General features: G+C 39.5%; 27 protein-coding genes. All 27 read right to left on the bottom strand.

The genetic code is table 11. The features are described 5' to 3' along the window. Window positions 1–1,485, bottom strand: a complete 1,485-nt coding sequence (locus tag SM124_RS08660) for an NADH-quinone oxidoreductase subunit C (RefSeq protein WP_322446112.1) — start codon at window positions 1,483–1,485, stop codon at window positions 1–3. Window positions 1,486–1,488: 3 nt separating this feature from the next. Then, entirely contained in the window at window positions 1,489–2,001 is a 513-nt protein-coding gene (locus SM124_RS08655; protein ID WP_322446111.1) for a NuoB/complex I 20 kDa subunit family protein, read from the bottom strand. Next, complete coding sequence (locus tag SM124_RS08650; protein ID WP_322446110.1) at window positions 1,992–2,366, bottom strand: NADH-quinone oxidoreductase subunit A; 375 nt, start codon at window positions 2,364–2,366, stop codon at window positions 1,992–1,994. Before SM124_RS08650 ends, SM124_RS08655 begins: the two co-directional genes overlap by 10 nt. Before the next feature lie 849 nt (window positions 2,367–3,215). After that, the gene (locus SM124_RS08645) at window positions 3,216–3,620 is read right to left on the bottom strand and encodes a F0F1 ATP synthase subunit epsilon (protein ID WP_322446109.1); all 405 of its coding nucleotides are present in this window, start codon (window positions 3,618–3,620) and stop codon (window positions 3,216–3,218) included. A gap of 22 nt (window positions 3,621–3,642) precedes the next feature. After that, the gene (gene atpD, locus SM124_RS08640; RefSeq protein ID WP_322446108.1) at window positions 3,643–5,064 is read right to left on the bottom strand and encodes a F0F1 ATP synthase subunit beta; all 1,422 of its coding nucleotides are present in this window, start codon (window positions 5,062–5,064) and stop codon (window positions 3,643–3,645) included. Between the two features lie 82 nt (window positions 5,065–5,146). Continuing rightward, complete coding sequence (locus tag SM124_RS08635; protein ID WP_322446107.1) at window positions 5,147–6,007, bottom strand: F0F1 ATP synthase subunit gamma; 861 nt, start codon at window positions 6,005–6,007, stop codon at window positions 5,147–5,149. 67 nt (window positions 6,008–6,074) lie between these two features. Then, window positions 6,075–7,583: a F0F1 ATP synthase subunit alpha gene (gene atpA / locus SM124_RS08630; protein WP_322446106.1), complete on the bottom strand. Its 1,509-nt coding sequence runs from the start codon at window positions 7,581–7,583 to the stop codon at window positions 6,075–6,077. Between the two features lie 85 nt (window positions 7,584–7,668). Further along, a complete protein-coding gene (locus SM124_RS08625; protein ID WP_322446105.1) occupies window positions 7,669–8,205 on the bottom strand; it encodes a F0F1 ATP synthase subunit delta in 537 nt (178 codons plus the stop codon). After that, window positions 8,202–8,723 carry a F0F1 ATP synthase subunit B gene (locus SM124_RS08620; RefSeq protein ID WP_322446104.1) on the bottom strand — a complete coding sequence of 174 codons (522 nt, stop codon included), beginning with the start codon at window positions 8,721–8,723 and terminating at the stop codon, window positions 8,202–8,204. Before SM124_RS08620 ends, SM124_RS08625 begins: the two co-directional genes overlap by 4 nt. 201 nt (window positions 8,724–8,924) lie before the next feature. After that, a complete protein-coding gene (gene atpE, locus SM124_RS08615) occupies window positions 8,925–9,137 on the bottom strand; it encodes a F0F1 ATP synthase subunit C (RefSeq protein WP_066059974.1) in 213 nt (70 codons plus the stop codon). Between the two features lie 67 nt (window positions 9,138–9,204). After that, window positions 9,205–9,915: a F0F1 ATP synthase subunit A gene (gene atpB / locus SM124_RS08610; RefSeq protein WP_322446297.1), complete on the bottom strand. Its 711-nt coding sequence runs from the start codon at window positions 9,913–9,915 to the stop codon at window positions 9,205–9,207. 21 nt (window positions 9,916–9,936) lie between these two features. Beyond that, window positions 9,937–10,311, bottom strand: coding sequence for an ATP synthase subunit I (locus tag SM124_RS08605; RefSeq protein WP_322446103.1), 375 nt, complete (start codon window positions 10,309–10,311; stop codon window positions 9,937–9,939). 6 nt (window positions 10,312–10,317) lie between these two features. Beyond that, window positions 10,318–10,539, bottom strand: coding sequence for an AtpZ/AtpI family protein (locus SM124_RS08600; RefSeq protein ID WP_322446102.1), 222 nt, complete (start codon window positions 10,537–10,539; stop codon window positions 10,318–10,320). 293 nt (window positions 10,540–10,832) lie between these two features. Then, window positions 10,833–13,055 (bottom strand): S8 family serine peptidase, encoded by a 2,223-nt coding sequence (locus SM124_RS08595; protein WP_322446101.1) that lies wholly within the window; start codon window positions 13,053–13,055, stop codon window positions 10,833–10,835. A gap of 88 nt (window positions 13,056–13,143) precedes the next feature. Continuing rightward, window positions 13,144–14,292: a non-hydrolyzing UDP-N-acetylglucosamine 2-epimerase gene (wecB, locus tag SM124_RS08590; RefSeq protein WP_322446100.1), complete on the bottom strand. Its 1,149-nt coding sequence runs from the start codon at window positions 14,290–14,292 to the stop codon at window positions 13,144–13,146. 123 nt (window positions 14,293–14,415) lie between these two features. Next, window positions 14,416–15,045 (bottom strand): uracil phosphoribosyltransferase, encoded by a 630-nt coding sequence (gene upp, locus SM124_RS08585; protein ID WP_322446296.1) that lies wholly within the window; start codon window positions 15,043–15,045, stop codon window positions 14,416–14,418. Window positions 15,046–15,235: 190 nt separating this feature from the next. Next, a complete protein-coding gene (gene glyA / locus SM124_RS08580; protein ID WP_322446099.1) occupies window positions 15,236–16,477 on the bottom strand; it encodes a serine hydroxymethyltransferase in 1,242 nt (413 codons plus the stop codon). A gap of 241 nt (window positions 16,478–16,718) precedes the next feature. Next, window positions 16,719–17,294 carry a TIGR01440 family protein gene (locus SM124_RS08575; RefSeq protein ID WP_322446295.1) on the bottom strand — a complete coding sequence of 192 codons (576 nt, stop codon included), beginning with the start codon at window positions 17,292–17,294 and terminating at the stop codon, window positions 16,719–16,721. A gap of 25 nt (window positions 17,295–17,319) precedes the next feature. After that, window positions 17,320–17,766, bottom strand: a complete 447-nt coding sequence (gene rpiB, locus SM124_RS08570) for a ribose 5-phosphate isomerase B (protein ID WP_322446098.1) — start codon at window positions 17,764–17,766, stop codon at window positions 17,320–17,322. A gap of 388 nt (window positions 17,767–18,154) precedes the next feature. Then, window positions 18,155–19,450 (bottom strand): methyl-accepting chemotaxis protein, encoded by a 1,296-nt coding sequence (locus tag SM124_RS08565; RefSeq protein WP_322446097.1) that lies wholly within the window; start codon window positions 19,448–19,450, stop codon window positions 18,155–18,157. Window positions 19,451–19,468: 18 nt separating this feature from the next. Continuing rightward, window positions 19,469–19,909, bottom strand: coding sequence for a low molecular weight protein arginine phosphatase (locus tag SM124_RS08560; protein ID WP_322446096.1), 441 nt, complete (start codon window positions 19,907–19,909; stop codon window positions 19,469–19,471). A 170-nt stretch (window positions 19,910–20,079) separates the two neighbouring features. Further along, window positions 20,080–20,634 carry a manganese efflux pump MntP gene (locus SM124_RS08555; protein WP_322446095.1) on the bottom strand — a complete coding sequence of 185 codons (555 nt, stop codon included), beginning with the start codon at window positions 20,632–20,634 and terminating at the stop codon, window positions 20,080–20,082. 120 nt (window positions 20,635–20,754) lie between these two features. Beyond that, the gene (locus tag SM124_RS08550; protein WP_322446094.1) at window positions 20,755–21,798 is read right to left on the bottom strand and encodes an L-threonylcarbamoyladenylate synthase; all 1,044 of its coding nucleotides are present in this window, start codon (window positions 21,796–21,798) and stop codon (window positions 20,755–20,757) included. Between the two features lie 187 nt (window positions 21,799–21,985). Continuing rightward, a complete protein-coding gene (locus SM124_RS08545; protein ID WP_322446093.1) occupies window positions 21,986–22,429 on the bottom strand; it encodes a GNAT family N-acetyltransferase in 444 nt (147 codons plus the stop codon). Between the two features lie 350 nt (window positions 22,430–22,779). Next, window positions 22,780–23,505: a stage II sporulation protein R gene (spoIIR, locus tag SM124_RS08540; protein WP_322446092.1), complete on the bottom strand. Its 726-nt coding sequence runs from the start codon at window positions 23,503–23,505 to the stop codon at window positions 22,780–22,782. 159 nt (window positions 23,506–23,664) lie between these two features. Next, window positions 23,665–24,525: a peptide chain release factor N(5)-glutamine methyltransferase gene (gene prmC / locus SM124_RS08535; RefSeq protein WP_322446091.1), complete on the bottom strand. Its 861-nt coding sequence runs from the start codon at window positions 24,523–24,525 to the stop codon at window positions 23,665–23,667. Continuing rightward, window positions 24,518–25,591, bottom strand: a complete 1,074-nt coding sequence (gene prfA / locus SM124_RS08530; RefSeq protein WP_322446090.1) for a peptide chain release factor 1 — start codon at window positions 25,589–25,591, stop codon at window positions 24,518–24,520. The genes prmC and prfA overlap by 8 nt, the downstream gene beginning before the upstream one ends. Between the last annotated feature and the right edge of the window lie 8 nt (window positions 25,592–25,599).

The following is a 25,599-nucleotide window of genomic DNA, read 5'->3' as shown; positions in this document are numbered from 1 at the left end:
TTACACCTCCACATCATATGGTTCATAATCTTTGCGTAGAGGATGACCAACCCATTCTTCACCAAGCATGATACGGTATAGGTTAGGATGACCTTTGAACTTAATTCCTAACAAATCGTAAGCTTCACACTCAGGCCAATCTGCTCCTGGCCAAAGCGGTTGCAATGAATCAATTGTTGGTTCATCACGATCAATCTTCACTTTTAAAGCAACCGATTGTCGATTTTTATATGAGTATAAATGAGCATATACTTCCATGTGTGTCTCAAAATCTCCACCATGAAGTTCTGATAAATAATCAAAACCTAATTGCTCATTATATTTTAAGAATTCAGCTACTCGGTAGTACGTATCCGGTTTTGCTACTAATGTCGGAACATCTTTTGAAAGATTATTAATATAGAAGTCTGCTAAAACCTCTTTACCGAGATGCTCTTCAATGACTTTTACATACTTATCAAGGTACGGTTGGTTAACAGAAGGCTTTTTCTCTTCTACAGGTGCAGACTCTCCAGCACTTCCAGCTGCCTTGGCTTTTGCTGCTGCTGCCGCTGCTGCTTTTGCCTTTGCTGCTGCGATAGCTTTCGCCTTTTCGTCATCACCTGCTCCGCCAGTTTCTTTCCCTTGAGCAGCTAATTTAGCTTTTGCTGCTGCTGCAGCTTTTGCCTTCGCTGCTGCGATGGCTTTTGCTTTTTCATCGTCGCCGGCATCTGATGTTGCACTTTCTCCGCCAGCTTGTTTCGCTAGAGCTGCTGCTTTTGCTTTTGCGGCTGCTGCAGCCTTTGCTTTTGCTGCTGCGATGGCTTTTGCTTTTTCGTCAGCACCGTCATCTGATGTTGCACTTTCTCCACCAGCTTGTTTTGCTAGAGCTGCCGCTTTTGCTTTCGCCGCTGCTGCTGCTTTTGCCTTTGCTGCCGCCGCTGCTTTTTGTTTTGCTAAGTCTAGGCTTTCTTCCTCGGCTGCTGGAGCTTCTGGAGTTTCGGCCGGTGACTCAGCTTGCTCTTTTGCTTTTAATTTGGCTAACGCTGCTGCTTTCGCCTTTGCTGCTGCCGCTGCCTTTTGTTTTGCTAAATCTAAGCTTTCTTCCTCGGCTGCTGGGGCTTCTGGAGTTTCTGTTGATGACTCAGCTTGCTCTTTTGCTTTTAACTTGGCTAATGCTGCTGCTTTTGCTTTCGCTGCGGCTGCTGCCTTTTGTTTTGCTAAATCTAAGCTTTCTCCCTCGGCTGCTGGAGCTTCTGGAGTTTCGGCTGATGACTCAGCTTGTTCTTTTGCTTTTAATTTGGCTAATGCTGCTGCTTTCGCTTTCGCTGCCGCTGCTGCCTTTTGTTTAGCTAAGTCTAAGCTTTCTTCCTCGGCTGCTGGAACTTCTGGAGTTTCGGCTGATGATTCAGCTTGCTCTTTTGCTTTTAATTTGGCTAACGCTGCTGCTTTTGCCTTTGCAGCTGCTTCTTTCTTTAATTGTTCTAGATCTTTTTCCCCGCTCATGGATTAGATCACCTTCTTCCCAGTCTTAGCCTCATAGCGGATTTTTTCCTTTAATTTATTGATTCCATAAATTAAAGCAGCCGGATTAGGAGGGCATCCAGGAATGTAAACATCTACAGGTACGATTTGGTCGACTCCTTTTACAACTGCATAAGACTTAACATAAGGCCCACCAGCTGTAGCACATGAACCCATGGCAATAACCCACTTCGGTTCAGGCATTTGATCATATAATCTGCGAACAATTGGAGCCATTTTCTTCGTTACTGTTCCTGAAACAATCATTACATCCGATTGACGAGGTGACGTACGGAAGAAAGAACCGAAACGGTCTAAATCGTAGTGAGAAGAACCTACACCCATCATCTCAATCGCACAACAAGCAAGCCCGAACGTCATTGGCCATAATGAATTACTACGAGCCCATGCCTTCACTTGCTCTAAAGTTGTTAAAAATACATTTCGTTTTAGTTCTTCTAATTCTTCTGGAGAGATGTTGTCTAACTTTAAATCCATTTTAACACCTTCTTCTTCCATGCATAGATGAGTCCAATCAGTAGCATGACTACAAAAATTAACATTTCAATCAATGCAAAAATTCCAAGCTTTTCGTAAGCAACTGCCCATGGATATAAAAACACAGTCTCTACGTCAAAAATAACAAACATAAGGGCAAAAATATAATAGCGGACATTGAACTGCACCCTTGAATCATGGAATGGCTCAATTCCGCTTTCGTATGTGGTGTACTTAGAATCATAAGGCTTATAAGGACGTAAGAGCTTTCCTAAAAAAAGCGCCACCACAGGTAACAATACCCCTAGACATAGGAACACAACAACAATCAGATAGTTATTCTGATATAAGTTCAAAAGTTCCATGTCCATCCCCTCCAATGTCGTAAAATTTTCAAAACTTTTCTAAAGTTGTAACCGAATACATTATATCACTGTTACAAATATGTGTCGATAAACCTCAGACTATTATTGGAATTTCTCTCGCTGCAAAACTGGCCTTTTCAGAACGTCCGGAGAGCGAGTTCTCCGGTAAGTGGCGAAAAGGCCAGTTTTGCTAGCTTCAGTGGAGCAAAGCGGAACTGAAGCGTAGGTGCGAAGCACCGGCGAGAGAAATTCCATTGCACCATCTAACTTATCGACACATAACCCACCCCTGAGCGTTTGCGTGATCTCCAAGAGATGCTTCCTTGAGACACATCGGAGATGACGCAAGAGCGAACTGCTGCAGATACTAGATTCAGAAAGCATGTTTGTCTGCACGTGATCTGGAGCGTTAGCGGAAGATGACGTGCCTAGCAAAGAGGTTCGAAGAACCGAAAGAGACTAATAAAAAGCTCCAAGTCTACTCCTCTCCATAAATCAAAACTATCAACAAAACCACACTCCAACTACCATTAAACAAAAACCACCCACACCCTGTCAGTGAGAATTGTCAACAAATCGACATTTTTATTAAATTTTTTATTAAAGAATCCGACAAAAAACGTCATTCGCAAAAAAGTGTACCACTTTCGCAAAATTCCCCAGACTTTCGCAAGAATAAATAAATTTTCGCAAAAATAATCCAAAAAACGCAAAATAATTAAAATTTTCGCAAGAAAATCCTTCTCACGATATTTCCAGCCCACTAAACACCCTACCAAAACACAACAAAACAAAAAACACCCCCCGGCTTACTTAAATAAACCGAAGGGTGCTTGAAATTTAAAAGTATTATTTGTTTCCAGCTACAGTAATACGGTTAACTGCACGTTGAAGGGCCATTTCCGCACGTCTGAAATCAACATTTTCTTTCTGCTGTTCACGTAAACGTTGCTCTGCACGCTCTTTTGCACGCATTGCACGTTCTACGTCGATGCTATCAGACACCTCAGCAGATTGAGCTAAAATTGAAACTTTATCAGGACGTACTTCTACAAATCCGCCGCTAACAGCTACATACTTTGTATTACCGCCGTTTTTTAAACGGACGGCACCAATTTGTAAAGGTGCAACCATTGGAATGTGACCAGGTAGAACTCCTAGCTCACCACTTTGAGCCTTCAAACTCACCATTTCCACATCTGATTCATACACCGGGCCGTCGGGAGTAACAACACTGACTTGAATCGTCTTCATTTTTTACCCTCCTGGTCCGAGATTAGACCTCTACACCCATACTTTTTGCACTCTCAATAACGTCTTCGATCTTACCTACAAGACGGAATGCATCTTCTGGAAGATGGTCATATTTACCTTCAAGAATCTCTTTAAATCCTTTAACCGTTTCTTTAACAGGTACATATGAACCTGCCTGACCAGTAAACTGTTCAGCAACGTGGAAGTTTTGAGATAAGAAGAATTGGATACGACGCGCACGATGTACAACAAGCTTATCTTCATCAGTAAGCTCATCCATACCTAGAATCGCGATGATATCTTGTAATTCTCTATAACGTTGTAGAGTTGATTGTACTTGACGAGCTACTGCATAGTGTTCTTCTCCAACGATTTCAGGTGATAATGCACGAGAAGTTGAAGCAAGAGGATCCACCGCAGGATAGATACCCATCTCAGATAGCTTACGCTCAAGGTTAGTTGTTGCATCTAAGTGAGCGAATGTTGTAGCAGGAGCCGGATCCGTATAGTCATCGGCAGGTACGTAAATCGCTTGGATAGATGTAACAGAACCTACGTTAGTAGATGTGATACGCTCTTGTAATCTACCCATTTCTGTAGCAAGTGTTGGTTGGTAACCTACCGCTGAAGGCATACGACCTAAAAGGGCAGAAACCTCAGAACCAGCTTGCGTGAAACGGAAGATGTTATCCATGAAGAATAGAACGTCTTGTCCTTGATCATCACGGAAGAATTCAGCCATTGTAAGACCAGTTAGAGCAACACGCATACGTGCTCCAGGTGGCTCATTCATTTGTCCGAAAACCATCGCAGTTTTCTTGATAACGCCTGAATCAGTCATCTCGTGGTAAAGGTCATTACCTTCACGAGTACGCTCACCTACACCAGCGAATACCGAGATACCACCGTGCTCTTGAGCGATATTATTAATTAATTCTTGGATTAATACTGTTTTACCTACACCGGCACCACCGAATAGACCGATTTTACCACCTTTGATATATGGAGCAAGAAGGTCTACTACTTTAATTCCAGTTTCTAGAATTTCTACTTTTGTAGAAAGGTTTTCAAATGTAGGTGCTTCTCTATGAATTGAATCACGACGAGCATCCGCAGCAATCTCACCATCTAAGTCAATTGTTTCACCAAGTACGTTGAATACACGTCCAAGTGTAACATCCCCAACAGGAACAGAAATTGGAGCACCAGAGTCAATAACTTCAATACCACGAGTTAAACCGTCAGTAGAAGCCATCGCAATAGTACGAACTGTATCATCACCTAAGTGAAGGGCAACTTCAAGGGTTAAGTTGATGTCAACTTCAGATTCGCTACGCGCATTGTTAACGATTGTTAATGCGTTATAGATTTCAGGAAGTTGGCCGCTTTCGAACTTTACGTCAACAACCGGACCCATAACTTGAAGAACGCGTCCTTTGTTCATCTTATTCCCTCCTAACTTACTTGTAAAAAGCATGAAGGTAACTATGGAAGTAATAACTTCCATAGCCTTCATTTTTCATTTATTATTCTAACGCCGCCGCACCGCCGACGATTTCGGTAATTTCTTGTGTGATTGCTGCTTGACGAGCACGGTTGTACACAAGACTTAGCGAGTTGATTAACTCTTTCGCGTTGTCTGTTGCACTTTGCATTGCTGTCATCCTTGCAGCATGTTCACTTGCTTTACTATCTAGAAGTGCTCCGTATACTAAGCTTTCAGCATACTGTGGCAATAAAACTTCTAGAATTTCTTCAGCAGACGGTTCAAACTCATAAGATGTAAGTTTGCTATCTCCACTAGCAATGTCTGTTAATGGAAGTAGTTTTTTCTCTGTTACATCTTGTTGAATCGCGCTGACATAGTGACTGTAATACAGATATAGTTCATCGAATGTTTCATCAGCAAACATACCAACTGTCTTACTAGCAATGTCTTTAATTTCAGCAAAACTTGGTTGATCAGCAACTCCAGTAATATCAAGAATTACATTCATTCCACGTTTTCTGAAAAAGTCACGACCGTTACGACCAATTGCAATGATTGCAAACTCATCATTTGATTTATGACGTTGTTTTATAGTTTGGAATACCTGCCTTAAAACGTTACTGTTATAAGCTCCAGCTAGACCACGGTCAGAAGTGATAACTAGATATCCTGTCTTTTTAACTGGACGGCTAGTTAACATTGGATGGTTCACATCTTTACTTCCAAGGGCAATGGACGCAGTAACTTCTTGAATCTTCTCCATGTAAGGAACGAATGATTTCGCATTTTGTTCCGCACGGTTCATTTTCGCAGCAGATACCATTTGCATTGCTTTTGTTATTTGACTCGTTTTCTTCGTAGAAGTAATACGAGATTTTATATCGCGTAATGATGCCACAGGTTCTCACCACCTTAGTTCAAAGTTTGTCAGACCCTCTAAGTAGTTGCTTATGAAAAGTCTACTATTATTCGGATACTGCGAAAGATTTTTTGAAGTCGTTAATCGCAGATGTCATATCGTTATCAGCAGGAAGTTCTTTTGTTGTAGCGATATGGTCTAACAAATCTTTGCGGTTATGATCTAACCATGAAAGGAATTCAGATTCGAATCGACGAATATCCTGTACAGGAATATCATCTAAGAAGCCGCGAGTAAGTGCATAAAGGATAGCAACTTGTTTCTCAACTTTTAACGGCTTGTTAAGATCCTGTTTTAAAACCTCTACTGTACGAGCACCACGATTTAATTTTGCTTGTGTTGCTTTATCAAGGTCAGAACCGAATTGAGCAAATGCTTCTAATTCACGGTATGAAGCAAGGTCTAGACGTAGTGTACCAGAAACCTTTTTCATCGCTTTAATTTGCGCTGATCCACCTACACGTGATACAGAAAGACCTGCGTTGATCGCTGGACGTACGCCAGAGAAGAATAGGTCAGATTGTAAGAAGATTTGTCCATCAGTAATGGAAATAACGTTTGTTGGGATATAAGCAGAAACGTCACCTGCTTGAGTTTCGATGAAAGGTAGTGCTGTGATTGAACCAGCGCCTTTAGCATCACTTAATTTAGCTGCACGCTCTAATAAGCGGCTGTGTAAATAGAATACATCCCCTGGATATGCTTCACGACCTGGAGGACGACGTAATAATAATGAAAGCTCACGATAAGCAGCAGCTTGTTTAGTTAAATCATCATACACTACTAATACGTGCTTGCCGTTATACATGAATTCTTCACCCATAGTTACCCCAGCATAAGGAGCTAAGAATAATAATGGAGCTGGTTGTGATGCAGAAGCAGTTACAACGATTGTGTACTCTAATGCACCCATTTTACGTAAAGTTTCTACCGCATTACGTACAGTAGATTCTTTTTGTCCGATTGCAACGTAGATACAAACCATATCTTGATCTTTTTGGTTCAAGATTGTATCGATTGCAACAGATGTTTTACCTGTTTGACGGTCACCGATGATTAACTCACGTTGACCACGTCCGATTGGTACAAGAGCGTCAATCGCTTTGATACCTGTTTGAAGTGGCTCGTGTACAGATTTACGATCCATAACACCAGGTGCTCCACTTTCAATTGGACGAGATTTAGTTGTATTAATTGGACCTAAACCATCAACTGGTTGTCCTAGTGGGTTAACTACACGTCCGATAAGTTCTTCCCCAACTGGAACCTCCATGATGCGTCCTGTACGGCGAACTTCGTCACCTTCACGGATTTCAGTGTATGGTCCTAGAATGATAATACCAACGTTATTTTCTTCAAGGTTTTGCGCCATACCCATAACGCCGTTCGAAAACTCAACAAGTTCTCCAGACATGACATTGTCAAGGCCATGAGCACGTGCGATACCGTCACCAATTTGAATAACCGTACCTACATCACTCACTTGAATTTCTGACTGATAGTTTTCGATTTGCTTTTTTATCAGCGCACTAATTTCTTCAGCTTTGATGCTCATGAGTTTCACCCCTATCTACGAATCTTAGCTTGTGTTCTTTTGCACATGAAAAAAGTATATCTATACCCTCATGCACTTAAAGAGCTTAGCTTAATAATTGACGCTCCAAACGCTCTAACTTGCCACGTAAGCTGCCGTCGAAAATTCGGTTTCCGATACGAAGCTTAATGCCACCAAGCAGATTGGAATCAACAATATTATCTATACGAAGAGATTTCTTTCCAAATTTAGTTGCAAATGATTCAGAAAGCGCTTGTCTTTCCGCCTCTGTTAGAGGTCGAATAGTATAGACGATTGCTTCTGCAATGCCTCTTTCATCATTCGCAAGCTGAATAAAATGATCTGCCACATCAGAGATATGATCTTCACGGTGACGATCAATTAAAATCATAAGTGTATTTAATACATACACACTAAAAGATTCAAATGACTCTTTTAAAATCTCTTTTTTCTTTTCATTCGAAAGCTTTGGAGATTTTAAAACTGCGTTTAAATTATCACTATTGTTAACTACTTCTTTTACTACACGTAGCTCACTTTCCATTTGATCAAGAAGCTGATTCTCTTTAGCAAGTTGAAAGAGTGCCAACGCATAGCGTTTAGCTACTGTGGAGTTGCTCATCGCTTCTCTCCTGCCTCTTGAATGTAGTCGTTAATGAGCTTTTCTTGATCTTGTGCAGTAAGTTCTTTTTCGATTACTTTAGAAGCAATCATCACAGATAGAGTAGCCACTTGCTCGCGGATTGCTGCAACTGCTTTCTCTTTTTGCTGCTCAATTTCAAGCTTAGCAGATTCTTTTAAACGATCAGCTTCAGAACGAGCTAATGTGATAATTTCTTCACGTTGCACGTCGCCTTGCTTTTTCGCGTTTTCAATCAATGTTTGAGCTTCTGTGCGAGCTTCTTTTAGTAAGCTGCGTTGCTCATCTAATAGTTTTTGAGCTTCACCACGGCTTTGTTCTGCCGAGTTAATCTCATTTGCAATATGATCTTCACGTTGTTTCATGATGCCCATTAATGGACCCCATGCAAATTTCTTTAACAATGCTAACAAGATGATGAACATAACTAGTTGGAAAAGGATATCTCCACCGTTAAAACCACCACCAGCTGCACCTAATACTAGACTGCTTGTTAACACCCTCGATTCACTCCCTTCAAGAGTCGTTCACTTAGGAAAACAACAAGTTAACGAAGTTCAATTTATATGAATCCGATTAATTGTTTTGTTAAAACTAACACCTTAAATATAAGGTTTCTTTACTAAAATAGTTTAAGAACATAAAGCAATGGCGAAGGTACACAAGGAATGATCTTCGCCATTTTAACATTTTACTAGCTATTAACCACCAATAACCATGAACGCGATAACTACGCCGATGATAGGAACAGCTTCTACTAACGCTACCCCGATGAACATAGTTGTTTGAAGCATACCACGAGCTTCTGGTTGACGAGCGATACCTTCAACTGTTTTAGATACGATAAGACCGTTACCAATACCAGCACCTAGTGCCGCTAAACCGATTGCGATTGCTGCTGCTAAAAGACCCATTATAGAGTTCCTCCTTTAAATGTGTAAAAAGATTTATATTTTTGTTCATATAATGAACAGGTATATATTAATGGTCATGACTCACTTTGTGTGCCAAATAAACCATTGTTAACATTGTGAAGATAAATGCTTGGATTGCACCAACAAAGATTGAGAATCCTTGCCATGCTAGTGTTGGAATGATAGCCGCAATAGTGCCACCTACTCCAGAAGCTAGACTTCCTGCCAGTAACGTTAGTAGGATTTCTCCCGCGAAAATGTTACCGTAAAGACGAAGTCCAAGAGTTAATGTATTTGCAAACTCTTCAATTAGCTTTAGAGGGAACAAGAACCACATTGGTCTGAAGAAATCTCGACCGTATTCTTTAACACCTTTAAGCTTAATTGCATAATAATGTGAAAGTGCAACAACCATAGTCGCTAATGTTAATGTAACGACTGGATCTGCTGTAGGTGATTTCCACCACAACACGTGATCATATGTTATCGCAAACGGAAGGCCTAGCATGTTTGAAATAAAAACATACATTAGCAAGGTAATTCCAAGGATATGGAATCTTCCGCCATCTTTCCAGTCCATCGTACTTCCAATAATGTTTTTAACAAAATCCATTATCCATTCGAAGAAGTTTTGCATCCCCGTTGGCTTCATGGCTAAAGTACGTGTAGAAAGAACTGCAATAATGAAAACAATCAAACTGGCAACTGTAATCATTAGTACGTTTGACAAGTTAAAAGTTAAGCCCATAAAATCATATAATGGAGCTTCATGATGCACAGTATTCACCTCTCTTCCCCGCTAGTTACGTGAATTAATAGCTTGCAGAAAAAAATCTATCATAATGACGATATAGGAAGTCATTAATCCCAAAATTACGCTGTACAAGTGTAGTTTGTCCGGATACTCAAGTGCTAACATAACCGATAACACTGCTGTAGCCATCCTTGACATCATACCCAAGGAACGAACTTTTTCACCTTTAGCGACAGCTTCACCAAACTTGTCCGTTCGTCTAGCCAACAACCACAAATTAAATAGGCTTAAGCTTGTACCTAGAATAAGCCCTAGAAAGATAGTTTTATAAGTTGTAAATCCCCAGCCGAGAACATAGATTGACAACAGGAAAAATATGTATTTTCGTTGCCTAAGGTAGATTGCTGTGATTTCCGGCATTGTTGTTTATTCTCCTGAAAAGAAATGTTGGATTAGTCGAACCATAGCTAATACACCAGCTGCTAATCCTAGTAATAACCCGATAATTAAAAATAGTGGCTCGGTTCCCGCAACACGATCCAGCCATCTTCCGGAGAAAATGCCAATCAATACTGCACCGACTAATTGAGAAAGAATCGCGGACATTAACGCCATCGATTGAAATGGATGACGATTTTTTTTGTTCATATTAACGCATCCTCTCTTTAGAGAATGGTATGTGGGTTAGAGGTATCAAGCATCAAAATTTGAGCGTGTTCACTTAGTAAATTAACACCACACAGCCTTTGAAAACCCTATCATTTTATACCCTTTGTAAGCATACAATAGGCACTTGTCAATGTCAATGCGTTTGCAGTGAAAAAGTTCACAATTAGATTGGTTATAATTTGGCAGTTCACACATTTTTCGATATTTTCTACTATATACATATTGCAATTGGAGCAAGAGTTGTTCTCGCTCCAACTTTTCTAGCCGTAATCCTATTCCTTCGATATATATATACTCGCTTCAACCATGTCCTCTTTCCCCGCTTTTTTCGCAAACACTTTCGCAAGATATAAGCCAGTCTCGGGAAGCTGCTTATTATGGACTGTTCCTTTTAGCATACCTTTCCCTACTTTTCTTTTCCAATCTAAAAATCCTACAAATTGATAACTATCCGGATCAAATAGAGCAATTCCAAATTCTTCCGCTCCTCCTGGCAGATATACTTCATAACGGTACGTGTTCTTCTTGTCACCAGCACCTATATCAAATCCCATTACCCTCGGATAATTTGGTTCTTCTAGAACATATAGGTAAGGTATGCTCAACCTTTGACCACCAGCATCAATATAGAGATGACCATCATGTAATTTCTTTTTAAAAAGGGTTGGATCTACCGTCATTTTTACTTCGACTCTTTTTTCTTCCCCAGGACCTACATGAAACGAAAGAGGGATTTCCCACTTAATACCCGCTTCTTGTTTCGGTACGGAGAAGGAGTATTTTTGGGTTATTGAGCTGACGTTCCTTAGAGTGATATATTGTTTATGAGTATGTTGTACATCTTTTAATTTAAATTTGCCGAACTGAAGGGAAGCTGGCATGGCTAAGGTTTGTGTCTTGATAGCCTCCTTGATTTGAATTCTACCCGCTCCTTGTTCGTATGTCTTATAAGGGGTTCCTTTTTCATTTTGTATAGGCTTTGCTGTATTCATTAAAGCTGCCTTAATTTCTTCAGGCCCCCAATCTGGGTGTTCTTGTTTGATTAATGCACAAGCACCAGCAACATGAGGGGAAGCCATGCTCGTTCCTTGTAAAGCGAGATAACCGCCCGGAATGGTACTATTAATGGCGACGCCTGGTGCTACTACATCGGGCTTAATTTCCCAAGTTGAGGTTACAGGGCCTCTTGAACTAAAATCGGCTAATCGATCTTTTTCTTCCTTAATGATTGTACGAATCATCATTTCTTTTGCTTTTAAAGCTTTTTGGATTTGTTTTCCTACCTTTTTAGTAACTGTTGCAACAGGTATTTCTACCCCTTCCTCTAAATTCCCTATAAACCCTCCATTAATATTGTTATAGATAATAACCGCAACGGCTCCAGCTTCGATTGCGTTCTTCGCCTTCTCTGTAAAAGTGATTTCCCCTCGTTCTACTAAAACGACTTTTCCATCTACATTTTTCAAGTCTTCTTTTTTCCCTAGACCCGCAAATGTAATGGGATAGGAGCGATCCAGTTTCCAGGAAGCTACTGATCCCTGGATCGGTTCTAATCTAAATCTTTCACCCATTTCTTCTATTAATAAGTAGGGGATTAGAAGTGAAGGAGTAGACGCACCGACTGAAATGGCTTTCCCTGCCGTTCCTGGTGAACCCACTGTCCAGAGATTAGGACCAGAATTCCCAGAGGATGTGACGGATGTAATTCCTTTCTCTACGGCTTTATTAAGGGCTAAACTAATTGGTAAATCAGGTCCATTAATGCTATTGCCTAGGGAAAGATTCAGCACATCCACTTTATCTTTGATTGCTTGTTCAATCGCTGCTAGTACTTGCTCTGTGGTTCCTGTCCCCCCGGGGCCTAATGCACGGTAGGCCTTAATTTTTGCTTCCGGAGCAACTCCTTTAATCCGTCCATTTGCTGCAATAATGCCTGCTACATGTGTTCCGTGTAAAGTCCCCTGGCCATGAGCTCCTTCTGTTTCCATCGGGTCATCGTCTCCATCTACTAGGTCATGCCCACCTCCATAGCTTTTTCTCAAATCGGGATGGGTATAATCAAACCCCGTATCAATCACACCTACTGTGACTCCACGGCCCGTTAGTCTATTATTTTTCTTATCAAAAAATCCTCTAACTTCATCTACTCCAATGATTTTATTGCTCTCTTCACTCTCAATGGAATATGTTTTCACCGGTTCAACTAAATTTATATTGGTTAATTTAGATAGTTTCTCTAAGGATGCAACGGTCCCTTTTACAGAAAATCCATTTAGGGCATGTTCAAAAACATAGCGTAGTGTTAATTCAGGTATATTCCCTATTAGCTTTTCAATTTCTTTTTTACTCATCGGTTCAGGTAAGGTTACGATGGCTACTTTTTCAGTATGAGGTGATTCTTCCGGTATGGGAGGATGTTCTAATGATTTCGCATTGGCGGAGGTGAATATCACATTAAAGACTATAAAAAATGTAAGTGTCAGAACCTTTATCATGATCGCTCACCTTCTTCACTTTTTTTCTTATCGTTTTCATTATGAGGACTGAGTATACAAAAAACTGACCCCATAATGGGGCCAGCGTTTAATTTGGGTTATATTCTGATGGTGGGGTTTCCGTTTGTTTAAAGTAGTAGCGAATAGCTTCACAAATTCGTTTAGAAGCATGGCCATCTCCATATGGATTCGCAGCTTTTGCCATTTTATTATATTCTGCCTGATCCGTTAAAAGCTCTGTTGCTAGACGGTAAATGGTTTCTTCCTCTACACCCGCTAACTTTAGGGTTCCTGCGTCAATCCCTTCTGGTCGTTCCGTTGTATCTCGTAACACTAATACAGGAACTCCTAGTGATGGAGCTTCTTCTTGTACTCCGCCCGAGTCCGTTAAAATCAAATAGGCCCTTGATGCAAAGTTGTGAAAATCAATGACATCCAAAGGCTCAATTAAATGAATGCGAGGGTCGTTCCCTAAGATTTCGGATGCCAACTCTCGAACGACAGGATTCAAGTGAACAGGATAGACCACTTGAACATCTTTTTGTTCTTCTATAATTCGTTTAATCGCCCTGAACATATTACGCATCGGTTCCCCTTGATTTTCCCGACGATGTGCCGTTAATAAAATTAAGCGGTCTTCTCCAAGATTTCTTAGTACCTCATGTTCATATTCATCACGAATGGTTGTGCTTAAAGCATCAATCGCTGTGTTACCAGTTATAAATATACTATCAGGTTGTTTATTTTCTTGGAGCAAGTTGCCTGCCGCTTTTTTTGTCGGAGAAAAGTGCAAATCAGCAATAACTCCCGTTAATTGACGGTTTAATTCTTCCGGAAATGGAGAGTATTTATTATGCGTTCTTAACCCTGCTTCTACGTGCCCTACAACAATTTGATTGTAATACGCCGCTAAGCTAGCAATAAATGTTGTCGTTGTATCACCATGCACTAAAACGATATCTGGTTTAACCTCTTTCATTATTTCGTCCAAACCTTGTAATACTCGTGTGGTTATGTCAATTAACGTTTGTCTATCCTTCATAATATTTAAGTCATAGTTTGGATTAATATTAAAAATATGTAGTACTTGGTCCAGCATTTCACGATGTTGCGCAGTTACCGTAACAATCGATTCAAAATGCTCGGTTTGTTTATTCAGTTCAAGAATGAGAGGCGCCATTTTTATGGCCTCTGGTCTTGTCCCAAAAATCGTCATTACTTTTATTCGTCGATTCATTGTGGGACTCTCCTTTTAAATATTTTCCTTACTTATTAGACCATTATAAAAAAAGCCCTTTATTTTTGCACAAAAAATAATTTTGTACGGTGATAAAGGGCATGGTTTTTTATTCTACGTTCATTATTTTGTTCCGAATAGACGGTCCCCAGCATCTCCTAGACCTGGTACGATATAGCCTTTTTCGTTTAATTTCTCATCTAGTGCCGCAATGTAAATATCTACATCAGGGTGAGCTTCTTTAACTGCGTCCACGCCTTCTGGTGCAGCAATTAAGCACATAAATTTAATGTTTTTAGCTCCACGCTTTTTAAGAGAGTTGATTGCTTCAACTGCTGAACCACCTGTTGCAAGCATAGGGTCAACTACGATAAAGTCTCTTTCTTCCACATCGCTTGGTAATTTTACATAGTATTCAACAGGCATTAACGTTTTTGGATCACGGTATAAACCAATGTGACCCACTTTTGCAGCAGGAATCAATTTTAAAATTCCGTCTACCATTCCAATACCTGCACGTAAAATCGGGATAATCCCTAGTTTTTTACCAGATAAAACTTTTGAATGTGTTTTACTAACTGGCGTTTCAATTTCGATTTCCTCTAGAGGCATGTCTCTAGTAATTTCAAACGCCATTAATGTTGCTACTTCGTCTACTAGCTCACGGAATTCTTTCGTACCTGTATCTTTCTCACGGATATATGTAAGTTTATGTTGAATTAATGGGTGATCAAAAACATATACTTTTGCCATCATTATCTCTCCTTTTGGTCGTCATGTATAAAATTTACTTGTTGTTGTCGTTTTATGTAAATTTCAATCGAATACACTGCGTTTTATTTTACAGAAAAAACTTTTTAAGAGCAACTACGATTCGAATTAGTCAAGAAAATTTCATTTCTCCAAAAAAAATGCCCCTTCAAGAGGAGGGGCTGATTTTCTATTATCTTTCAGGATAAAGAGTGAAGCCGCTAGTTAATGCCTCAACACGTTGTTTAGCTTCTTCTAATTTAGCTTCATCTTCATGGTTTTTAAGAGCAAAAGCAATTAAAGAAGCGATTTCTTCCATCTCTGTTTGACCGAAGCCACGAGAAGTAACAGCCGCTGTACCGATACGGATTCCACTTGTTACAAATGGACTTTCAGGATCAAAAGGAATCGTATTTTTATTAACCGTAATACCAATTTCATCAAGTACTTTTTCAGCAATCTTTCCTGTTAAACTTAGTGAACGTAAATCAACTAGTAAAAGGTGATTGTCTGTTCCACCAGATACTAAGCTTAAACCTTCTTTTTGTAGGCCTTCTGCTAAATACTTAGCATTCTCAATAATTTTAGCTGCATAATCTTTGAAACCATCTTGTAAAGCTTCACCAAATGCCACTGCTTTTGCAGCAATTACGTGCATTAGTGGACCACCTTGGATTCCAGGGAAAATAGATTTATCAATTTTCTTAGCCCATTCTTCTTTACAAAGAATCATTCCACCACGAGGGCCGCGAAGAGTTTTATGTGTTGTTGTTGTAACAAAATCAGCATAAGGAACTGGATTTTCATGTAGACCAGCAGCAACAAGACCAGCAATGTGAGCCATATCAACCATTAAATATGCTCCCACTTCATCAGCAATTTCTCTAAAACGCTTAAAGTCGATCGCACGTGGATAAGCACTAGCACCAGCAACAATTAGCTTTGGCTTATGTTGGCGTGCTTTTTCAGCAACATCTTCATAGTTAATGGTGTGTGTCACTTCATCTACACCGTACTCAACGAAATTGTATTGAATTCCACTGAAGTTAACCGGACTTCCGTGAGTTAAGTGACCACCATGAGAAAGATTCATCCCTAGCACTGTGTCGCCTTGCTCAAGGATGGTAAAATAAACAGCCATGTTTGCTTGGGCACCTGAATGAGGCTGAACGTTCGCATGCTCAGCGCCAAAGATTTGTTTCGCACGATCACGAGCAATATTTTCTGCTACATCAACATGTTCACAACCACCATAATAGCGACGACCAGGATAGCCTTCAGCATATTTGTTCGTTAAAACAGACCCTTGTGCTTCCATTACAGCTTCACTAACAAAGTTTTCCGATGCAATTAATTCAATTTTTGTTCTTTGACGTTGCAACTCATCTTGGATAGACTGAAAAATTTGTGCGTCTTGTTGTGCTAAATGCTTCATGTTAATCCCCCTCATATCATAAATATATGTATATATTGAACAATTTTAAAAATTCTACTATATTCTAACACTTTTTCTGGTGACAGGCACCTGTAATATTGCTGTAATATTCCTAAAATTTTTTCAAAAAACAGTCTCTCTTTATTTGCAGAGAGACTGTTTCACTTATTTATTAATGTTTCATTATAAACAAAATTTGAACACAATAAAAAGCCTTCACTAAAAGTAAAGGCATAAAAGGTTATCTACAAGATTCATTTTCAACTTTTCTTTCGTAAACCGCTCTAGCCCCACCGATTAGTTTTGGCCTTGTAGTAGCTAGAGTCACGTGAGCACTGCCTAACTCTCTTAACGCGACCCTGACAGGAACCGCGACATGTTTCAATTGCATACCGATAAAAGTATCTCCAATATCAATTCCTGCATCTGCTTTGATATGCTCAACTACGACTGGTTGATTAAAATGTTCGAATGCGTAAGTAGCCATAGCCCCACCCGCAGTTCGTACAGGTATAACCGTCACTTCTTCCAAGCCTTTTTGTTCTGCCGTCGCTTGTTCAACAACTAGAGCCCGGTTCAAATGTTCACAACACTGAAAAGCCAGTTGGATTCCGGTCTTCTCTTTAAAATTCATCAGCTCGTCAAAAATCATTTTAGCTACTTCTTCCGTTCCAGCTGTCCCGATTTTTTCACCCATAACCTCACTAGTACTGCAGCCAATGACAAATAAGCTGTTTTTCCTTAGCCCAACTTGATCATGAAATTCTGATAAAATTGTCTTTAATTGTTGCTCCCATTGCTGAATTTCGGTAGACATCATTCGTCCTCCTTCCTCGGAAGCATTACAGATTTTTATTTTCGTATTCCTTGATTTTGCCCACACGATTTTCGTGACGACCACCATCGTATTCGGTAGTTAACCACGTTTTCGCAATTTCACGTGCAAGACCAGCACCAACGACACGTTCTCCCATTGCAAGCATATTGCTGTCATTATGTTCGCGAGTTGCTTTCGCGCTAAATGTATCATGAACTAAGGCACAACGAATTCCTTTTACCTTATTCGCTGCGATACTCATTCCAATTCCTGTTCCACAAATTAGAATTCCGCGGTCAAACTCACCATTTGCCACTTTTTCAGCTACTGGAAGAGCATAGTCAGGGTAATCGACAGAAGTTCCACACTCACAGCCAAAATCCTCATAGGCAATTTCAAGCTCATCCATTAGCTTTTTGATTTCTTCTCTGATATTTACTCCACCGTGATCTGAAGCAATTGCTACTTTCATTCTATATCCTCCCTAATTTGACAAAAACTAATATAACTTCATCATCATTTTGACATAATCAAATATGTTTATAAAGGGACTTTATTCAATTAGTATTGGATAATTTATGAGATTTATTTGTTATTGTATGGGTTGTTCTGAATGCTCGTATAAAAAAAGCACCCGGGAAATATTACAGAAATATTTCGGGTGCCTTTCAAACTTGGTTCTATTAAGTCTGAGTGTTGATTTCCACTCCTGGCGCTTGCTTTCCGCGGGGCGGTCGGGGAGCCTCCTCGTCGCTGCGCTCCTGTGGGGTCTCCCCTGTACCGCTGCTCCCGCTGGAGTCAAGCACCATCCGCTCCAATCAACACGGTTAAAGTACCAACATTGTTCTTTTTAATAAAGCCTATAATTTAAATCGAGTAATGGTGCTCTTTAATTGTTCGGCTTGGTCTTTAAGCTCAAATGCTAGTTTTTCTACGTTCTCAATCACTGCTGCTTGTTGGTTTGTGGCATGAGTTACTTCTTGAGCTCCAGCAGATGTTTCTTCAGCGATCGCTGCCACTTCTTGAGATTGTGTTGCCGTATGTTGGATGCCTTCCATTTGGCGGTCTACTAACACGGTTATTTTAGAAACGGAACCTGCCATCTCGTGTACGGTTTTCGTCATTTCTTCAATCACTTCATTTGTCTTCGAGCCTTTATTCGCTTCGTTATTGGCTGATTCTACTTGTTCAGAAATCTGACGAACTACATTCTGAACTTCCGTTTGGATATTTTTAATCAGTTCCGAAATACCTTGAACGGCTTTCGCACTTTCATCAGCTAATGTACGCACCTCTTCCGCAACCACAGCAAACCCTTTACCATGTTCTCCTGCGCGAGCTGCTTCAATTGATGCATTTAATGCCAGTAAATTTGTTTGGGCCGCAATATCGCCAACTAGTTTAATGATTTGCTCTACTTTTACTGCATTCTCTTCTAATCTTTTTACTGTTTGCAATGACTGTTGATTGTCTTTTGCTAAACGCTGAATGCCTGTAACTAACGAATGAATAACCTCTTTTGATTCTTTCAAGTCTGATACCATTTCATTTGAAACTTGTTCAGAAACTTTTGCGGTTTCTTGAACCTCTTCAGCAATATGGATCACATCTTCTACTGACTCAGCTGTAGATTGAATAGAAACAGCTGAATTATCAGCACCTAATGAAATCTCACCAATCGTTCTAGCAATGGACTCAGCTTGCTCCCTTGCTAAAGAAGATTCCTTAGAAATAGAGACCACTTTTTCATTCGTTTCACGGAAATTTTCATCAATCTTTTGCACCATATCTCTTAAATTGAAAAGCATGTGGTTAAAAGCAATTCCTAATGAACGAATCTCATCATCAGATTTAGAAACTTCAACTTCCTCACTAATATCACCATGGGCTGCCTTCAAAGCTACTTTTTCTAGCTTTTGTAATGGCTTAATTATAAAACCTGCTGCAAAGAACGCTAAAATACCAGACCACATGATTCCTAGACTTAATGTGATGACAGAAAATGAAAATTCACCTATGTTTACTGCATCTTTAATCATTGGGTATAAAACATAGATGAATACGGCACTAGTAGAATAAGTTATTAGTGCTAAAATCGTGATAAATAGAACAAGCTTTTTTCTTAAGCCAAATTTTAAACTTTTTCTCTCCTCCATTTAATCCCCTCTTTTTCTTTAACTTTTTAATTTATTTAATATTTTATCTATGTTGTCAGCAATCTCTTTGTATGTATGTCGATATACTTCTACTGGACCACCAAAAGGATCCATTATATCTACGTCGTAAGAATCTTCAGAGAATTCTTTTAGCGTAAAGGTTTTATCCGCTGTTTTAGGAAAAAGGCTCATAATAGAATGTTTGTGACCAGATGTCATCGTTAGAATAATCGTTGCCCAGTTGACCAATTCCTCTGTTAAAGCTGCGGATTGGTGAACATGCGGAATTTGCTGTTCCTCTAATACCCTTTTAGCATTTTCAGAAGCATCACTTCCATTTGCAGCATATACTCCTGCAGAACGAACCTCTACCCCAGGTATTGATTTACTTTTTAAAATAGCCTCAGCCATTGGACTTCTACATGTATTTCCTGTACAAACAAATAGTACTCTCGTCATAGTTGTCCTTCCTCCTTCTCTACATTATATGACAAATTACCTTAATTCCATAGTCACGGTTAATAAAAGTTTTAAGTTTTTTATTATTATTTTAATTAATATTATTAAAAAGGCAAAATCAAAAAAGAGATATCCTCGTCATGAGAATATCCCCTCTTCCCTCTATGTAATTAGAAAGGCAGTAATAATTTAATTCCAAATGCAAGTAAGATACTTCCGCCTAGTGCTTCGCTGTAAGTACCTAGCCAACCTTGGACTCTACGTCCAATTAAGAGACCTGCCCAAGTTAATATAGTTGCCCCGATCCCAAAGCATGTTAATACTAAAATAGTTTTTGCTCCGTATATCCCTAAGGATAGCCCAACTGAAAAACTGTCTAGACTTACGCTAAGAGCAAAAATAATCAGACCGAAGCCCACTGGTGTAATGAGAGAGCCCTCTTCCTCTTTAAAGCTTGACCAAATCATTTGAATTCCTAGAACAATTAATAGTCCCCCGCCAATATATCCTGCTATTGCACCAAATTGTTCTGATAAAAACTTACCTGCTAACATTCCTAATAACGGCATTAAAACATGGAACAACCCTATTGTAATTCCTATTTTAAAAATTTGCCTGCGATGGAGCCTGAACATTCCCATTCCCAATCCAACGGAAAACGCGTCCATTCCGAGTGCAAATGCCATTAATATTAGAGTCAATAATTCGCCCATAAATGCTGTCATCTCTACGCCCCCTTGGACTTGCCTATCTAATTTAACATATGCACGTCCAAAAAGGTTTAGAATCAAAAAATGATGGGGTCAGACCCCCTTTAGTTAACTAAAGGGGGTCTGACCCCATTCTTACTCTTCAATTACATGTTGCCCCGCCGCTTTTAGTAGGCGATTCATAATGGCTTGTCCGACTCCTTCATTCGGGAACATTTCACTGAATATCACATTTACACCTGCATCATTAAAGCTTCTTAATGCCGTGTAAAGATGACTTGCAACCGTTTCAAGTTCGCTTCTTTTTCCACAAGTAAAAATATAGTCTGCATCGTAGTAAGTGCTGTTTTCTCCCGTTGTTAAAACGCCCACTTTTAAGTTTTCCTGTCTCTTTTTATTAACAAGTTGTTGTATAAATTCTCTACTCCCTTTTACAAGGGTTAAAGGTGCATCAGGTGCATAATGAGTATATTTCATTCCAGGTGATTTAGGTGCTTGTTCAGAATCCGTCAATGCCGGGTCTACCTTTACTTCTCCAATAACAGCTTCAATTTGCTCCCTTGTTACTCCACCAGGTCTTAATATAACAGGAATTTCACTAGTACAATCGAGAACCGTCGATTCAACCCCAACCCCGGTTGGTCCACCGTCCACAATACCAGCAATTCTTCCATTTAAATCTTCCATTACATGTCCTGCTGTAGTTGGACTTGGTCGACCTGAACGGTTGGCACTCGGAGCAGCAATTGGAGCTTTTGACTCATTTATAAGTGCTAACGCAACAGGATGATCAGGCATACGAACAGCTACTGTGGATAACCCAGCTGTAGCAAAGTCCGAAAGCTTTCCGTCTAATTTTTCAAAAATGATGGTTAAAGGGCCAGGCCAAAACTTTTCCATTAGGATTGTTGCTTTCTCAGGAACCTTTTTAACAAAGCCGGTTAACTGATCTTTTTCTCCAATGTGGATAATAAGTGGATTGTCACTCGGTCTTCCTTTTGCTTCGAATATTTTTAGCACAGCCTCATCTGATTGTGCGTTTCCCCCAAGGCCGTAAACCGTCTCAGTTGGAAAGGCTATTACTTCATTTTTAGCTAGCAAATCCGCTGATTCTTTTATCTGTGGATATGTAATTAAATTATCCACATTTTTATCCACTGACCATAATTTTGTGTTCATCTATTTTCACCTTCAGTTAAACTTCTATTTCCATACGAATATTGCAGTAATATAGACATTTTTCGACCTAGTTCTACTCTAGTACGTATGAAAGTATAAAAGAAGATGATAGATAACTCAAGTGTTATCCACAAAATGTGGACAATAATTGCCGTTTTGTGAATAACTTTGTGGATATATCCACAAATTAGATTGTTAATTTCATAAATAGTGAGTTATCCACAGTTAAGATATGTTTCACGTGATCTGATTGAAACAGCTCTTCCGGCAATAAGTTTTTTTCTTCTTTTACAAATCCCATCATACTAAAGAATGGTAGGGTACCTGATTTATTTGTTGCTAAATATAGTGATTTTAAGTGCTTGTCTCTTGCTAATAATAACATTTGTTCGAACATCATTAATAATTCTTTTTCTGATGTTTTCGATGTCATGACTAACGAGCGTAATAAGCCTATTTCTCCTAGCGGTTCAATTCCTAGTGTAGCGTTAATATTCCCTTTATCATCTTCTAATACTAAAAAATAATCAATGGCTTGCTCTATACCTTCTGCGCTTAAGCTTGCATTTTCTAAAAAAGTTGTTAGTTTATTTGTGTCTTCTGTTTTTGCACAACGTACGATTGTTTCCATGAGCCCACCTCTATTTTTCATATTTAGTAATTGATTTAGTTTGCTTTCTCAATTCTATTAATATGAAAAAATAGTGAAAGTAGAACTAATAATAGAATCAATTCTAGTTTTTTTCTAAGATTGGCTTAACAAAGTTGATTTCCGCTCCAGGGGGACGCTTTCCGCGTGCGGTCCGTGATCCTCCTCGTCGCTTCGCTCCTGTGGGGTCTCACCTGGACACGCTTTTCCCGCAGGAGTCGCCCCCTTCCGCTCCAATCAACTAGATGGACTATAGTAGATTGAAAAAAAGAAAAAGCTAGCTCTGAAAGTTTTATACAACCTTTAGAGTCAGCCCTTCTTTTCAACATATTTTACCCAAATATATTTGTCCACAGTTCTTTCAAGAAGAATTTTACCTCGACATCTTCTTCTTTGTCTTCCACAAAGACAGGTTCTTGTGGTTTGTTTTGTTCAGTTGATTTTTTCTCTTCAACTTTTTCTTCTTTTACTGTTTTTACTGGTGTTGTTTTTTCTTCTGTTTCGTTTTTAGCTGTTTTTACTTCTGCTTGTTCTTCGTCAAATCCGTCACTTACGGCTACACCGTTTGAGAAGTCTAGGAAGCATAATGGTGGGAATAGTACACACCACCAGTTTGCACCTTTTCCTTCACCTAGTGTAATGAGGATTGCTTCGTATTCACCTGCTGGATATAAGAATTCGCCGTATAACTTTGTAGGGAAGTCTACTCTTCCAAAGTCTGTTTTTACTGTTTGGTTTGAGTTATTTTTTTCTAATACATTTCTAGCAATTTGTTCGATTTCAGGTAAGCGTGATTGTAGTAGGCTTCTTGCATCTTCTAGTGAAGTTAAGTCTGACACCCATTCTGTAATTTTAGCGTTGACTGCATCTCTTACTTCTCTTTTTAACTCTTGATCTGCTTCTAAATCGCTATTTGCTAAGATTCGTAATCGAATCGCTTCATTTGGAATAACGATGGCGTCACTTGCCACTACTTCATTCTTTGGTATATATAAACTAAGGATTGTTCCTACAGATAAGATTAATATATATATTTTCGCTAATGTTTGTGTTTTCATTTACTAGCACCGTCCCTTCTGTAAACAGTGTGGACAGTTTGTTGAAATCTTAAACTAGCAATTTTAAAAAAATATTAAAAATTTTAATAGATTTGTTTATCACTTCATTATTCTTACACCAATGTAAAAAATCCTCCTTATGATAGGAGGATGAAAAAATTATTCAATTTCAGCAAAGACCATTCGATCTTTTCCGTTTATGTCATACACCACTTCAACTTTAGCCTGAGGAAAGGCTTGTTGAAGTAATTCTGATACAGCCTGACTTTGGCCAAATCCTACTTCAAAAGCGACAATCGCTTTTTCTTTTATAACCTGAGGAAGTTCAATCATGAATTGCTTGTATATGTTCAATCCATCTTCCCCAGCAAATAATGCGCGGTGTGGTTCATAATCCTTTACAACAACTGACATGCTTTCCATATCCCCCACTGGAATATACGGTGGATTAGAGATAACGATATCAAATTTACGACCACTCTCGATAAAAGGCTTTAATAGGTCTCCATGAACAAACTCAACATCTGCTTGGAGCTTATCAGCATTATTTCTAGCTACTTCAAGTGACTCATTCGCAATATCGGAAGCGATCACATTTAAAGTAGGCTTTTCTAACTTTAATGTTATGGCGATAGCTCCACTACCCGTACCCACGTCAATTAAGTCCAGTTCCTTTGTTCCCTCAAAAAATGTATGAATCCTGTTTAGCATTCCATACACCAACTCTTCCGTCTCTGGTCTAGGAATTAAAACCTCTTCATTGACAGAAAAAGTTCTCCCATAAAACTCTTCATACCCCATAATATATTGGATTGGTTTGCCTTCCGCATGCAAATGAACTGCATTTGAGAATTCTTCAAATACCTCTGGACTAAGTACATCTTGAAGACTTGCTAATAGCATTGCACGACTTTGATTTGTATAGTGACGTAATAATAGTTCTCCCGCGTTTTGATCTCTACCGTGCTCCTCTAAAAAAGAAGAAGCCCAATTTAGGGCTTCGTACACTTTTTTACTCATTTGATGCAGCTTCCAGCTTGCTAGACTGATCTTCCATGATTAAAGCATTAACCACTTCGTCTAGCTTACCTTGCAAGATTTGGTCTAGTTTTTGAATCGTTAGACCAATACGGTGATCCGTTACACGGTTTTGCGGGAAGTTGTACGTGCGGATACGCTCAGAGCGGTCACCTGTACCAACCGCTGACTTACGGTTTTGATCGTATTCAGCCTGCACTTCTTGTTGGAATTTATCGTACACGCGAGCGCGTAATACTTTCATTGCTTTGTCTTTATTTTTATGCTGGGATTTTTCATCCTGACATGTAACAACAATGCCTGTAGGGATATGCGTTAGACGAACGGCCGACATCGTTGTATTAACACTTTGACCACCTGCACCAGAGGAAGCGTACGTATCAAAGCGGATATCTTTATCGTGAATCTCTACCTCTACTTCTTCTGCTTCTGGAAGTACTGCAACAGTCGCGGTTGAAGTATGAATACGGCCACCAGATTCTGTCTCTGGAACACGTTGAACACGATGAGCACCATTTTCGAATTTTAATTTTGAATAAGCACCATTTCCGTTAATCATAAAAATAATCTCTTTGAATCCTCCAACACCCGTTGAACTAGCTTCAATGACTTCTGTTTTCCAGCCTTGAGCCTCTGCATAACGGCTATACATACGGTAAAGGTCACCAGCGAATAAAGCGGCCTCATCTCCACCAGCAGCCCCACGAATCTCCATAATAACGTTTTTATCGTCATTAGGGTCTTTAGGGATTAAAAGGATTTTGAGACGTCCTTCTAATTCTTCAATTCTGTCTTCTAGTTCATTGATTTCTTCTTTTACCATTTCGCGCATTTCAGCATCTAGCTTTTCTTCCAACATTGCTTTAGCATCTTGGAATTGCTCTTTAGCTTCTTTATATTCACGATAGGTTTGAACTGTTTCGGAAATATCAGATTGCTCTTTGGAATAATCACGTAGCTTTTTTGTATCATTAACAATATCAGGATCGCTCAAAAGCTCATTCAGTCTTTCGTAACGATCTTCAACAGCTTGAAGACGATCAAACAAAATCATTC

Source organism: Robertmurraya mangrovi (assembly GCF_034427655.1).
GTDB lineage: Bacteria > Bacillota > Bacilli > Bacillales > Cytobacillaceae > Robertmurraya_A > Robertmurraya_A mangrovi.
This window is presented reverse-complemented; position numbering and strand designations above follow the sequence as displayed.